This is a genomic window from Pseudomonas sp. HMSC067G02 (assembly GCF_001813485.1).
GTDB classification, from domain to species: domain Bacteria; phylum Pseudomonadota; class Gammaproteobacteria; order Pseudomonadales; family Pseudomonadaceae; genus Pseudomonas; species Pseudomonas aeruginosa.
This window is the reverse complement of the sequence record NZ_KV812688.1, coordinates 152,024-164,316: the sequence shown is the minus strand read 5'-3', so window position 1 is coordinate 164,316 and position 12,293 is coordinate 152,024. Positions and strand designations below refer to the sequence as shown.

At 67.2% G+C, this 12,293-nt stretch carries 12 protein-coding genes; 2 read left to right on the top strand and 10 right to left on the bottom strand.

Annotated features, from left to right (window positions below):
• Positions 1-106: 106 nt before the first annotated feature.
• The 6 genes from HMPREF2914_RS18240 to leuS all read right to left on the bottom strand — a co-directional run bounded on the left by HMPREF2914_RS18240 (position 107) and on the right by leuS (position 6,659).
• On the bottom strand, positions 107-1,453 hold the full coding sequence (locus HMPREF2914_RS18240) for a lytic murein transglycosylase (protein WP_023092450.1): 1,347 nt from the start codon (positions 1,451-1,453) through the stop codon (positions 107-109).
• Positions 1,446-1,850 carry a hypothetical protein gene (locus tag HMPREF2914_RS32670; RefSeq protein WP_166729433.1) on the bottom strand — a complete coding sequence of 135 codons (405 nt, stop codon included), beginning with the start codon at positions 1,848-1,850 and terminating at the stop codon, positions 1,446-1,448. The genes HMPREF2914_RS18240 and HMPREF2914_RS32670 overlap by 8 nt, the downstream gene beginning before the upstream one ends.
• 178 nt (positions 1,851-2,028) lie before the next feature.
• A complete protein-coding gene (gene arfA / locus HMPREF2914_RS18230; protein ID WP_003093169.1) occupies positions 2,029-2,181 on the bottom strand; it encodes an alternative ribosome-rescue factor A in 153 nt (50 codons plus the stop codon).
• A gap of 91 nt (positions 2,182-2,272) precedes the next feature.
• On the bottom strand, positions 2,273-3,310 hold the full coding sequence (gene holA / locus HMPREF2914_RS18225) for a DNA polymerase III subunit delta (RefSeq protein ID WP_003093168.1): 1,038 nt from the start codon (positions 3,308-3,310) through the stop codon (positions 2,273-2,275).
• A 37-nt stretch (positions 3,311-3,347) separates the two neighbouring features.
• On the bottom strand, positions 3,348-3,971 hold the full coding sequence (lptE, locus tag HMPREF2914_RS18220) for an LPS-assembly lipoprotein LptE (RefSeq protein WP_003110380.1): 624 nt from the start codon (positions 3,969-3,971) through the stop codon (positions 3,348-3,350).
• Between the two features lie 66 nt (positions 3,972-4,037).
• On the bottom strand, positions 4,038-6,659 hold the full coding sequence (gene leuS, locus HMPREF2914_RS18215; RefSeq protein WP_019486576.1) for a leucine--tRNA ligase: 2,622 nt from the start codon (positions 6,657-6,659) through the stop codon (positions 4,038-4,040).
• Between the two features lie 170 nt (positions 6,660-6,829).
• Between leuS and HMPREF2914_RS18210 the strand changes: the two genes are divergently transcribed.
• Positions 6,830-7,261, top strand: coding sequence for a hypothetical protein (locus tag HMPREF2914_RS18210; RefSeq protein WP_003137702.1), 432 nt, complete (start codon positions 6,830-6,832; stop codon positions 7,259-7,261).
• Between the two features lie 72 nt (positions 7,262-7,333).
• On the top strand, positions 7,334-8,095 hold the full coding sequence (locus HMPREF2914_RS18205; RefSeq protein WP_003093163.1) for a YdcF family protein: 762 nt from the start codon (positions 7,334-7,336) through the stop codon (positions 8,093-8,095).
• A gap of 49 nt (positions 8,096-8,144) precedes the next feature.
• Here the strand turns inward: HMPREF2914_RS18205 and lnt are convergent, their stop codons facing one another.
• The 4 genes from lnt to HMPREF2914_RS18185 form a co-directional block, all read right to left on the bottom strand.
• Positions 8,145-9,680 carry an apolipoprotein N-acyltransferase gene (lnt, locus tag HMPREF2914_RS18200; protein ID WP_003119200.1) on the bottom strand — a complete coding sequence of 512 codons (1,536 nt, stop codon included), beginning with the start codon at positions 9,678-9,680 and terminating at the stop codon, positions 8,145-8,147.
• A gap of 185 nt (positions 9,681-9,865) precedes the next feature.
• Positions 9,866-10,705 carry an HlyC/CorC family transporter gene (locus HMPREF2914_RS18195; protein ID WP_003093161.1) on the bottom strand — a complete coding sequence of 280 codons (840 nt, stop codon included), beginning with the start codon at positions 10,703-10,705 and terminating at the stop codon, positions 9,866-9,868.
• A complete protein-coding gene (gene ybeY / locus HMPREF2914_RS18190) occupies positions 10,702-11,184 on the bottom strand; it encodes an rRNA maturation RNase YbeY (protein ID WP_003093160.1) in 483 nt (160 codons plus the stop codon). Before ybeY ends, HMPREF2914_RS18195 begins: the two co-directional genes overlap by 4 nt.
• Complete coding sequence (locus HMPREF2914_RS18185; RefSeq protein ID WP_003093159.1) at positions 11,174-12,196, bottom strand: PhoH family protein; 1,023 nt, start codon at positions 12,194-12,196, stop codon at positions 11,174-11,176. The genes ybeY and HMPREF2914_RS18185 overlap by 11 nt, the downstream gene beginning before the upstream one ends.
• Positions 12,197-12,293: the final 97 nt, after the last annotated feature.

Here is a 12,293-nt window from a genome sequence, read left to right as displayed (position 1 = left end):
CTGGACGCCGCAGCGGCGGATAACGCCCATGGCGTTATCCGCCCTACGAACCGGTGTGCCGCGAGCGGTCGCGGCGGACGTGGGGTCGTAAGCTCCGCCGGCGGCCCTATGGCGTCCGCAGGCGGTCGAGCAGCGCCGGGGTCGGATAGCCGTCCGCCGGCCAGCCGAACTCCTGCTGGCAGGCGCGGATCGCCTTGCGCGTATTGGCGCCGATGATGCCGTCCACCGCGCCCGGATCGTGTCCGCGGGCGGCCAGTTGCCGTTGCAGCTCGATGCGCTGCGAGCGGCTCAGCGGAACATCCTCCAGTGGCCAGGCGCCGACTATCCGGCCGCCGCCCTTGAAGCTGTCGGCGAGCAGGCCGACGGCCAGGGCATAGGCACTGGAGTTGTTGTACTTGAGGATGGCGCGGAAGTTGTGCAGCACCAGGAAGGCCGGGCCGCGGTGCCCGGCCGGCAGCAGCAGCGAGGCCTGTTCGCCGGAGAGCCCGGAGGGCAGGGGGCCGCCGTTGACGCCTTGTACGCCCATCCCTTGCCACTCGCCCAGGGGCTTGCGGATGGTGAGTTCCGCCAGGGAATAGTCGAAGCCTGCCGGCAGGCGGACTTCGAACCCCCAGGGTTGTCCGGCGATCCAGCCGGAGGCTTTCAGGTAGTTGGCGGTGGAGGCCAGGGCGTCGCCGGGCGAGCCCCAGATGTCACGCTTGCCGTCGCCGTCGAAGTCCACGGCATACTGGTTGTAGGTGGTCGGGATGAACTGGGTCTGGCCCATGGCGCCGGCCCAGGAGCCGATCATGAAGGAGGCCGGAACGTCGCCGTGCTGGAGGATCTTCAGGGCGGCGAGCAACTGGGCGTGGGCGAATTCCGGGCGGCGTCCTTCATAGGCGAGGGTCGCCAGGGAGCGGATCACGTTCTTGTTGCCCATGTGCGAACCGTAGTTGCTCTCCATGCCCCAGATCGCCACCACCGCATCCGCATCCACCGCATAGCGCGCGTCGACTTCGCCGAGGATGCGCGCGTGCTGCGCCAGGCGCGCCTGGCCCTGGCGAACGCGCAGCGGATCGAGGGCGCCTTCCAGGTATTTCCATACCGGCCGGGTGAATTCCGGCTGGCTGCGGTCGGCTTCGACCACGGCGGGATCGGGCTCGACCCCGGCGAAGGCGCGATCGAAGGTCTGCGCATCGATTCCACCGGCCAGCGCCTGTTGACGGAAGGCGTCGCGCCACTGTTCGAAGCTCTGCCCAGGCTGTGCCTCGCTCGGCGCGCCAGCGGACACCGAGGCGGCCGGGCCGGCGCCGGTGAAGGGCGCCTTGGTCTGCAGGGGAGCGGAAGGCTGGTTGTATTCGACTGTCGGGTTCTTCTGCGCGCAGGCACTGGAGAGGCCAAGCCCCATGGCGACGACGGTGCTGCCCAGCAGCCCGCTCACCTTCAGCAGGGCGGATCGTTCGGGGTTACGCATTGCTCTCCTCAGCAGGGTCCTCGGGACGGGCCACCTTAGCACGCCGGCCAGGACGCGTCTGCCGTCGTTGGACGCGCCGGCGGGGCCCCGGGTTCGCCAATGCGGTTCCATCGGCGCGGTGGATATCGTTCGCCATATGTTCGGTCACTGTCGGGCGGCCAATGGTTTCGTCCGTACCGCTCCGCCGCCTGTCGAAGCCTCGCGGCGCACCCGAGTCGGGATCGGCGACGGGCCGCGCGGCATGCTCGAGGCCTTCGACTTCTTCTTCCTGGCCTTCGTTCTGCGCGACATGGCTACCCGCTTCGGCGTCGGCATCGAACGCCCGAGCCTGGTTCGTGCGCTGCAATGGCCAGAGGGTTGCCAGTCGGCCGCACGGGATGTCGAGGCCGCGGATCATGATGGAGGAACCATTGGCTTTTCGCCCAACCCGATGGGGCCAGGGCTTGCGCGCCGACGATAGTGTGCCCATGGGCGGCAGGCTGGCGGTGGGGTTGGTCTTGTCGACGGGCTTCGGGCGGGGTAGGCGGGGCGCGTGGGTGAGGAGGGCGTTGCGGGAGGATGGACCAGCGGCTGTTTCAGGCCGCCATAACGAAAGAAGCCTCCCAGTTACGGGAGGCTTCGCGGCGGTAGCTGCCTTTGCCTTTCTTCGCCTGTTCCTGGCGGCTGCGGAACAGTGGCTGGGCGACCAGGGATTTGGCCTTGTTCGGCCGCTTGCTTTTCTTTGCCATGGCATAGGTCCTCGAAGGTGATCGGGCTGGCGCTCGCCAGCGCGCGCATCATCTGCCTGTCGCCGCGGATTGTCCAGTGCCGGTTGCGCCTTCAGGCTGCCGGCAGGCCGAGACGCTGGCCGGCGAGGCTCAGGGCGAGAAGCGAGAGACCGCTCCAGGGGCTGCCGGGTGCCTGTCCCTTGATCTGCGCGTCGATCAACTGGGCATCCCGCAGCATCTGGTTCCAGCGGCTGCTGGAGTGGCGTTGCAGGGCACGGGTCAGCAGCGGACGGCGCTTGTCCCAGACCGGCGGACGCGCCTGGGCGAAGGCTTTCTCCAGCGGGATGCCCTGGCCGTATTGCTGGGACAGGCCAGCCAGCAGGCGGATCTCGCGGGCCAGGCCCCAGAGGATCACCGGCGGCTCGATGCCTTCGCCGCGCAGTCCTTCCAGGATGCGCAGGGCGTGGGCCGCTTCACCGCCAAGGGCAGCGTCGATCAGGCCGAAGACATCGAAGCGTGCGCTGTCGGCGACCGCGGCCTGTACGGTGGCGGCGTCGATCTGGTTGCCCTCGGCGAGCAGCTTGAGCTTTTCGATTTCCTGGGCGGCGGCGAGCAGGTTGCCTTCCACGCGCGCGGCGATCAGCTCCAGGGCTTCGGGGCTGGCGGACAGGCCGGCCTGGGACAGGCGCTGGCGAATCCACTGCGGCAACTGGTGGACGTCGACCGGCCAGACCTGGATGAACTGCGCGGCGTTGCCATCGATCAGGGCCTTGGCCCACTTGGTCTTCTGCGTGCTGCCATCGAGCTTGGGCAGGCTGAGCAGGAGCACGGTGTCTTCCGGCGGCCGTTGCAGGTATTCCTGGAGAATCGCCGCGCCTTTGTCGCCGGGCTTGCCGGAGGGCAGGCGCAGTTCGATCAGGCGCTTCTCGGCGAACAGCGACAGGCTGGCGCCGGCCTCCAGCAGCAGGCCCCAATCGAAGTTGGCTTCGGCATTGAATACCTGGCGCTCGCCGAAGTCGCGCTCGCGGCAGGCCTGGCGAATGGCATCGCAGGCTTCCTGGCAGAGCAGCGGTTCATCGCCGCTGACGACGTAGACGGGCGCCAGGGGGCCCTGGAGGTGCTTGGCGAGTTGCGCGGGAGTCAGCTTCATAGGAGAAGACGGGGCCGGCGAAACCGGCCCCGGGGCATCACGGGGTGGGGAACTCGATCGGCGACTGCTGCGGCTCGGCGGCGCGGCGCTGGCGCTCCGCCTCGTCGGCGGCGCGCAGGGCTTCGGCTTCCGCCTTGGCCTTGGCTTCTGCCTGGCGCTGGGCTTCGTCGAGTTGCGCCGGGGTCAGCGTCTGGAGGCGCATGGACAACTGCTGGATCAGGTCGCGCCGCATCTCGCTGCGCAGCTGCGCGGCTTCCTGGTCGGAACCGATCAGGTTGTTTTCGTCGTGCACGTAGACCTTCTGCACCTGTACCTGGTTGCTCATCAGGACCAGGTCGTTGGCGCCGACGATCTCGTAGTTGATCGTGTTGGTCAGCTCGAACTCCGCGCCGCGCGCGGAACCGGTGTAGCTGACGGTGCGCTGCTGGTTGTCCTCGCGGACCAGCACCAGGTGGTAGGGCGCGTTGCTGGTGACCTTCACGCCGCTGTTTTCCAGGGTTTCCTTCAGTTCGCGCACGGTCGGGCCGTAGGCGTTGCGCGCGGACACGTCGATTTCCTTGAGCGCGAATTGCGCATCGCCCAGGCCGCGCAGTTGGAAGCCGCAGGCGGCCAGCAGGGTGGTCATACCGATCAGCGCGGCGCTGGTCAGGATACGTTTCATCAAGCTTCCCTCACTCCTGTTGATCAGCGCCCCCGGATGGCCGGGGGCGTCCAATGGAATCGCGTATCAGTTGGCGACGATGTTGACCAGTTTGCCCGGTACCACGATGACCTTGCGGATGCTCAGGCCTTCGGTGAAACGCAGCACGTTCTCGTTGGCGCGCGCGGCGGCCTCGACATCCTCGCGGCTGGCGCTGGCGGCCACGTCGATGTGCCCGCGCAGCTTGCCGTTGACCTGCACCACCAGTTGCAGGGTGTCCTGCACCAGTGCGCTCTCGTCGACGCTCGGCCAGCGCGCATCGATCACCGCTTCGGCATGGCCGAGCTGGCCCCAGAGCACGTGGCAGATGTGCGGAGTGATGGGCGCCAGCAGCAGGACCACGGTTTCCAGGCCTTCCTGGATCAGGGCGCGGTCCTGGGCGTCCTGGTTCGGCGCCTTCTCCAGCACGTTCATCAGGGTCATCACCGCGGCGATGGCGGTGTTGAACTTGTGGTGCTGGCCGACATCCTGGCTGGCCTGCCTGATCGCCAGGTGGATGGCGCGGCGGACCTGCTTCTGCGCGTCGCTCAGGGCGGCGACGTCCAGCGCGCCGGGGAGGCCGGCGCTGACATGGGCGTGAGCCAGGCGCCAGACGCGGCGGAGGAAGCGGTTGGCGCCCTCGACGCCGGCGTCCGACCACTCCAGGCTCATGTCCGGCGGCGAGGCGAACATCATGAACAGGCGGCAGGTATCGGCACCGTACTGGTCGATCATCGATTGCGGGTCGACGCCGTTGTTCTTCGACTTCGACATCTTCTCGGTGCCGCCGATCTCGACCGGCTGACCGTCGCTCTTCAGGCGCGCGCCGACGACCTTGGCCTTGGCGTCACGCTCGACCTCGACGTCGGCCGGGTTGAACCAGTCCTTGCCGCCGTTGGCGGTGGTCCGGTAGTAGGTATCGGCGACCACCATGCCCTGGGTCAGCAGGTTCTTGAACGGCTCGTCGCTGCCGACCAGGCCCTCGTCGCGCATCAGCTTGTGGAAGAAGCGCGCATAGAGCAGGTGCAGGATGGCGTGCTCGATGCCGCCGATGTACTGGTCGACCGGCAGCCAGTAGTCGGCCGCCTTCTTGTCCAGCATGCCGCCTTCGAACTGCGGGCAGGCGTAGCGGGCGAAATACCAGGACGACTCGACGAAGGTGTCCATGGTGTCGGTTTCGCGCTTGGCCGGCTGGCCGCATTTCGGGCAGCTGCATTCGTAGAATTCCGGCATCTTCGCCAGCGGCGAACCGGAGCCGTCCGGTACCACGTCTTCCGGCAGCACCACCGGCAACTGGTCGGCCGGCACCGGGACGTCGCCGCAAGCCTCGCAGTGGATGATCGGGATCGGGCAGCCCCAGTAGCGCTGGCGGCTGATGCCCCAGTCGCGCAGGCGGAACTGGGTGCGCGCCTGGCCCAGGCCCTTGGCCTCGAGGTCGGCGCCGATGGCGTCGAAGGCGGCCTGGTAGCCGAGGTTGTCGTACTTGCCGGAGTTGACGGTGAGCACGGACTCGTCCTTGGCGCCGTACCACTCCTTCCAGACGCTGGACTCGAAGTCGTCGTCGCCCTCGACCTTGGCGATCACCTGGCGGATCGGCAGGCCGTACTTGTTGGCAAACTCGAAGTCGCGCTCGTCATGGCCGGGCACCGCCATCACCGCGCCTTCGCCGTAGTTCATCAGCACGTAGTTGGCGACCCATACCGGCAGCTTGTCGCCGGTCAGCGGGTGTTCGACGAACAGGGAAGTGGCCATGCCTTTCTTCTCCTGGGTGGCGATGTCGGCCTCGGCGACGCCGCCGCGCTTGCATTCGTCGATGAACGCCTGCAACTGCGGGTCGTTCTGCGCGGCCTGGGTGGCCAGCGGGTGTTCGGCGGCGACGGCGACGTAGGTGGCGCCCATCAGGGTGTCCGGACGGGTGGTGAACACCTTCAGTTGGCCGGCGTGGCCGATGGAGGCCTGGTCGTAGGGGAAGCCGATCTCCATCCCGCGCGACTTGCCGATCCAGTTGCGCTGCATGGTCTTCACCTGCTCCGGCCAGCCGGGCAGGTTGTCGAGGCTCTCCAGCAGTTCCTCGGCGTAGGCGGTGATCTTGAAGTAGTACATCGGGATCTCGCGCTTCTCGATCAGCGCGCCGGAGCGCCAGCCGCGCCCGTCGATCACCTGCTCGTTGGCGAGTACGGTCTGGTCGACCGGGTCCCAGTTGACCGTGCCGTTCTTGCGGTAGATCACCCCTTTTTCGAACAGGCGGGTGAACAGCCACTGCTCCCAGCGGTAGTAGTCCGGCTTGCAGGTGGTGACCTCGCGGCTCCAGTCGATCGCCAGGCCGAGGCTGTCCAACTGCGACTTCATGTAGGCGATGTTGTCGTAGGTCCAGGCCGCCGGGGCGACGTTGTTCTTCATCGCGGCGTTTTCCGCCGGCATGCCGAACGCGTCCCAGCCCATCGGCTGCAGCACGTTGCGGCCCTGCATGCGGTGGTAGCGGCTGATCACGTCGCCGATGGTGTAGTTGCGCACGTGGCCCATGTGCAGCTTGCCGCTCGGATACGGGAACATCGACAGGCAGTAGAACTTCTCCTTGTCGGGTAGCTCCCTGACGAGGAAGGACTGGTGTTCTTTCCAGTAGTTCTGGGCCTGGGTTTCGATCTCGAGTGGCTGATATTGCTCGTGCATGGCGCTACTTAGACGTGACTGTTCGAAAGCCTCGTAGCATACATGACCCCCACTCCTGTCGATAGCCCGCGCCGTTTGTCGCCGGGGGCGGTTCAGCCGAACGGGAACGCTAAGCTTGCCCTATGGACGGTCGATGGCTGGCTGCCCAGTGGTACCTTCAGAGGTGTTCGATGGCTGAGCTGCAACGCGCGAGTGTGACGGGAGGTGGGCTGTACGAGAGGCTGCTGCAGCGTCTCGCCCTGGCTCTGGATGAAGCGGATACGGCCGAGCGCCTGCGTGACGAGCATCCCACGGAGCTTGAGTTGCGTGGTTTGAGCGAAGCGGAGATGGGGCTGATACGCGCCTATCTCGACCAGGACCTGCACTGGTTGCGCGGCTGGCATGCGGCCGCCGAGGAGCTGGCGCTGCTCGAGCGCCAGCCCGGCAGGACACCCCGGCCGCCCCGGCCGCAACCGCCGGCGCCCCGTCGGCACGTCTCGTTGAAACAGCGGCAACTGCTCTGTGCGCTCTGCGGTGCGCCGGTGCAGTGGAGCAAGGGGCATGGCGTGTTGCCGTGCGGCCATTGCGGCTCGCAACTGTTCCGTTCGGGCAACGACCGCTAGGGTCTCCTTCCCGGAAGTTTCGCCAGGCGTCGCGCAATCCTTTAGATTGCCTCTTCCGACAGGGAGGGGGCGATGCCGATCCGTTATTTCTTCAAGCAACTGCTGCTGCCGCCGGGCGGCCTGTTGCTGCTGCTGTTTTTCGCTTTCTGGTGGCGCACCAGCCGACCGCGGCTGGCGCGGCTGTGCGGTGTCTGCGGGTTCTTCGGTCTGTGGCTGATGAGCATGCCGCTCAGCGTGGAGTGGATGGGGCGCTGGCTCGAAAGCGAACCGGCCCTACTGGCGGAGGATCTGCCGGGCCTGGCGCAGCGCGCCGACGCCATCGTCATCCTCGGTGCCGGCCGGCAGACCAACGACCCGGCCTGGGGCGACGATGCGCCGAGCCTGCTGGCGGCCGAGCGGCTGCGCTATGCCGCGCGGCTGGCCAAGACCTCGGCGCTGCCGGTACTGATCAGCGGCGGGTTGCATTACGGACGCCCGCCCAGCGAGGCGGCGCTGATGGCCAATGCCCTGCTGCAGGACTTCGGCGTGCCGACGCGCTGGCAGGAAGGTCTCAGCCGTACCACCTGGGAAAACGCCACCCTGAGCGCCCCGCAGTTGCGCGAGGCCGGCGTGCGCCGGGTGGTGCTGGTGACCCAGGCCTGGCACATGCAGCGGGCACGCTGGAGCTTCGAGCGCCAGGGGTTCGAGGTGATCCCGGCGCCGGTCGGCTTCCTCGGCGGGGCCAACCTGCGGCCCTTCGGCGGCTGGCTGCCGGAAGCGCAGGCCTTCTGGCAGAGCGGCATGCTGCTGAACGAGGCGATCGGCCTGGTCGGCTATCGCCTGTTCTACCGCTGAGACGCCACCGGCGCCGCAGGGGCGCCGGTCTTTCCAGGAGGGGCTGGCTTCAGCCGAACAGGCGTCGCTCCTGCGGGCGCAACTGGCGGCCGAGCAGAGCCCATAGCAGCAGCACGCCGGCCAGCCCGGCCAGCGGCCAGACGCGGTATTGCAGATAGGGCGTCAGGCCCTGCATGGGAATCACCTCGCCGCGCAGGATGCCCTGCTGGAACTGCGGGATCTGCCGGACGATCCGGCCATAGGGATCGATCAGGCCGGTGACGCCGTTGTTGGTCGCGCGGATCATCCAGCGACCGCTTTCCAGGGCGCGCATCTGCGCCATCTGCAGGTGCTGCAACGGGCCTATGGAAGTGCCGAACCAGGTGTCGTTGCTCACTGTCAGCAACACCTGGCTCTGCGCCGCGAGCGCGGCAGCGAACTCCGGGTAGACCACTTCGTAGCAGATGTACGGGGCGATCTCGTAGCCCTTGGCCTTGAGCAGCGGCTGGTCGGCCGGGCCGCGAGCGAAGTCGGACATCGGCAGGTCGAAGAAGGCGATCAGGCCGCGCAGCAGGTCCTGCAGCGGCACGTACTCGCCGAACGGCACCAGCTTCTGCTTGAGGTAGGTGCCCGCGCCTTCGCCGACCACGGTGATGCCGTTGAAGTAGCGACTCTTGCCGTCGGCGAGACGTTCGCGCACCGGGACCCCGGTGATCAGCGCGGCGTTCTTCTCGTCGGCGACCTGGCCCATGGCGCCGAGGTAGCCGCTGGCCATGTCCTGGAGAATCGGCACCGCGGTTTCCGGCCAGACGATCAGGTCGACGTCCTGCTGCGGCAGGCTCAGGTCGCGGTAGAGGTCGAGTTGCGCGCGGACCTGATTCGGGTCCCATTTCAGCTCCTGGGCGATGTTGCCCTGGATCGCCACTACCCTCAGCGGTTCGCCGGCCGAATGGGTCCAGGCGTGGCCCTTGAGATAGAGGCCGGCCGCCCACGGGCCGAGCAGCAGGACCAGCCCCAGAAGCAGGCTGGCACCGTGCGGGAAGAGGCGCGGCAGGTTCACCAGCAGGGCCGCGCTGAGGGCGATGACGAAGGAGGACAGCCATACGCCGCCCACCGGTACCAGCCCGGCCAGCGGTCCCTGCAACTGGCTATAGCCGGCGTAGAGCCAGGGGAAACCGGTAAGGAACCAACTGCGGAACAGCTCCAGTGCCAGCCACAGGGCGGCGAACGCCAGGGCGTCGCCCAGCGGCGCGTTGTCGCGGCGCAGGCAGCGCGCCCACAGCCAGGCCGGCAGGGCGAAGAAGAAGGCGACGCCGGCGGTGAAGCCGAGCATGAGGAGGCTTGCCAGCGGCACCGAGGCGGCGCCGTAGTCATGGATACTGACGTAGATCCAGCTGGTGCCGGCGCCGAACGCGCCGAAACCGTACCACCAGCCGCGCCACAGGGCGGACTTGCCGGGAAGGCCGCGCAAGCCGAGATAGAGCAGGGCGATCGAGAGGATCGCCAGCGGCCAGTAGTCGAAGGGCGCCAGGGCCAGGGGCGTGAGCGCGCCTGCGGCGAGTGCCAGCAGGTGTCCGGGCCAGCCGGGACGAGAAATCCAACGCATCGAATGTCCTTAGAGCCTGTTCAATGTCCGACTGCGCAGACCGGGGCCGCCTTCGGCTGCCGGACGGCAACGTCCGCGGCGACAGGGGAGTCTGGCGCAAGGCGCAAGAGTAAAGGAGGGGCTGGCGAGACGCCAGAAGGACGGCGCGGGAAGATGCCCCCTCCGCCGCGGCGGAGGGGGCGCGCTCAGTTCTGCAGGGGAGACAGGCGCAGCAGATGGACGCGGCGGCTGTCGGCGTTGAGTACGCGGAAACGGAACTCGCCCAGCTCGACCACTTCGTTGCGCTTGGGCAGGTGGCCGAAGGCGCTCATCACCAGGCCGCCCACGGTATCGAATTCCTCGTCAGAGAATTCCGAGCCGAAGAAGTCGTTGAAGGCGTCCACGGGGGTCAGCGCCTTGACGATGAAATCGCCGCTGGGCAGCGGCTTGATGTAGCTGTCCTCCTCGACGTCGTGCTCGTCCTCGATATCACCGACGATCTGTTCCAGCACGTCCTCGATGGTCACCAGGCCGGCCACGCCGCCGTATTCGTCGATGACGATAGCCATGTGGTTGCGGTTGGCGCGGAATTCGCGGAGCAGCACGTTGAGGCGCTTGGATTCGGGGACGAAGGTAGCCGGACGCAGCAGTTCCTTGATGTCGAAGGGACGCTCGTCGTTGTGCAGGATCAGTGGCAGGAGGTCCTTGGCCAGCAGTACGCCCATGACGTCGTCGAGGCTTTCGCCGACCACCGGGTAGCGCGAGTGGGCGGCTTCGATGATGGCCGGAAGGAATTCCTTCGGCGTCTGGGTCGAGCGGATGCTCATCATCTGCGAGCGCGGCACCATGATGTCGCGCACCTGCAGGTCGGCGACCTGGATCGCCCCCTCGACGATGGACAGCGCCTCGCTGTCCAGCAGCTTGTTGTCGTGGGCATCGCGCAGCAGCTCGAGTAGCTCCTGGCGGTTTCTCGGCTCGTGGGCAAAAGCCTGGGTGATCTTGTCCAGCCAGGACTTGTGCCCGTTGCTCGATCGGTCTTCGCTCATTTTTCCTTGCTCGGTGGCTCTTCGTCGTCGCAGGCGTACGGATCGGGATGACCCAGTTCCGCTAGCAATTCACGTTCCAGTGTTTCCATTTCTTCCGCTTCGGCGTCGTCGATGTGGTCGTAGCCGAGCAGGTGCAGGCAGCCGTGGATCACCAGGTGGGCCCAGTGGGCCTGCAACGGCTTGCGCTGTTCCAGGGCTTCGCGGGCGACCACCGGGGCGCAGATCACCAGGTCGCCGAGCAGCGGGATATCGAGAAGCTCGTCCGGGACATCGGCGGGGAAGGACAGCACGTTGGTCGCGTAGTCCTTGTGCCGGTAGGTGCTGTTCAGTTCCAGGCCTTCGGCCTCGTCCACCAGGCGGATGGTCAGCTCCGACTCCGGACGCTGGCGCAGGGCCAGTTCGCACCAGGCGCGGAACTGCGCTTCGGAGGGCAGGTCCGGGGCGGCGCTAGCGACCTGCAGGTCGAGCTCAAGCGGCATCGTGACCGCCCTTGCCCGTTCCCTCGACCGGCCGCACCTGGCCTTGCTGGCGGCTCTCGTGACGCTCGTAGGCTTCGACGATACGCTGCACCAGCGGGTGGCGGACCACATCCTTGGGCTTGAAGTGGGTGAAGCTGATGCCGGGGACGTCCTGCAGGACCTCGATCACGTGCTTGAGGCCGGAGCGGGTGCCGCGGGGCAGGTCGACCTGGGTGACGTCGCCGGTGATCACCGCGGTGGAGCCGAAGCCGATCCGGGTGAGGAACATCTTCATCTGCTCGACTGTGGTGTTCTGGCTCTCGTCGAGGATGATGAAGCTGTTGTTCAGCGTGCGCCCGCGCATGTAGGCCAGCGGCGCGACCTCGATGACGTTGCGCTCGATCAGCTTGGCCACGTGTTCGAAGCCGAGCATCTCGTAGAGCGCGTCGTAGAGCGGGCGCAGGTAGGGGTCGATCTTCTGCGACAGGTCGCCGGGAAGGAAACCGAGCTTCTCGCCGGCCTCGACCGCCGGGCGCACCAGCAGGATGCGGCGGATCTGCTCGCGCTCCAGGGCGTCGACGGCGCAGGCCACGGCGAGATAGGTCTTGCCGGTGCCGGCCGGACCGATGCCGAAGTTGATGTCGTGGTCGAGGATCGCCTTGACGTAGCGCTGCTGGTTGGCGCCGCGCGGGCGGATGTGCGCCTTGCGCGACTTCAGGGTGACCTGCGGCGCGCTCTGCAATTCCTCGAGGTCTTCCAGGCCGGACTCCTGCAGGTACAGGTGCACGGTGTCGGGGGTGAGATCGGTGCCGTTCTGCGCCTCGCGGTAGAGACGCTGCAGCAGGCGTTCGGCGACCTTGGTCCGGCGCGGTTCGCCGGCCAGTTCGAACTGGTTGCCGCGGTTGCGGATCTCGATGTCGAGGCGTTTCTCGATCTGGTGGAGATGCTCGTCGAACTGCCCGCAAAGTGTCGCGAAGCTGCGGGCGTCGAACGGCTCGAGGATAAAGCGATGAAGTTCCTGGGGGGCGTTCAAGGTGTTCTGTCGTACTCGCCAGTGGCTGATTGATAGGGAAGAGAATAACCGCTGGATATCGTCGCGCAAAGTTGCCGTATCGCGGCGGCGCTTTCCC

What these genes read in the sequence shown, in the direction of transcription:
- ybeY (WP_003093160.1), bottom strand. Translation starts at nt 11,184, where the DNA reads ATGCCGCTTGAGCTCGACCTGCAGGTCGCTAGCGCCGCCCCGGACCTG.
- HMPREF2914_RS18240 (WP_023092450.1), bottom strand. Translation starts at nt 1,453, where the DNA reads ATGCGTAACCCCGAACGATCCGCCCTGCTGAAGGTGAGCGGGCTGCTG.
- holA (WP_003093168.1), bottom strand. Translation starts at nt 3,310, where the DNA reads ATGAAGCTGACTCCCGCGCAACTCGCCAAGCACCTCCAGGGCCCCCTG.
- HMPREF2914_RS18205 (WP_003093163.1), top strand. Translation starts at nt 7,334, where the DNA reads ATGCCGATCCGTTATTTCTTCAAGCAACTGCTGCTGCCGCCGGGCGGC.
- lptE (WP_003110380.1), bottom strand. Translation starts at nt 3,971, where the DNA reads ATGAAACGTATCCTGACCAGCGCCGCGCTGATCGGTATGACCACCCTG.
- lnt (WP_003119200.1), bottom strand. Translation starts at nt 9,680, where the DNA reads ATGCGTTGGATTTCTCGTCCCGGCTGGCCCGGACACCTGCTGGCACTC.
- HMPREF2914_RS18210 (WP_003137702.1), top strand. Translation starts at nt 6,830, where the DNA reads ATGGCTGAGCTGCAACGCGCGAGTGTGACGGGAGGTGGGCTGTACGAG.
- leuS (WP_019486576.1), bottom strand. Translation starts at nt 6,659, where the DNA reads ATGCACGAGCAATATCAGCCACTCGAGATCGAAACCCAGGCCCAGAAC.
- HMPREF2914_RS18195 (WP_003093161.1), bottom strand. Translation starts at nt 10,705, where the DNA reads ATGAGCGAAGACCGATCGAGCAACGGGCACAAGTCCTGGCTGGACAAG.
- HMPREF2914_RS32670 (WP_166729433.1), bottom strand. Translation starts at nt 1,850, where the DNA reads ATGATCCGCGGCCTCGACATCCCGTGCGGCCGACTGGCAACCCTCTGG.
- arfA (WP_003093169.1), bottom strand. Translation starts at nt 2,181, where the DNA reads ATGGCAAAGAAAAGCAAGCGGCCGAACAAGGCCAAATCCCTGGTCGCC.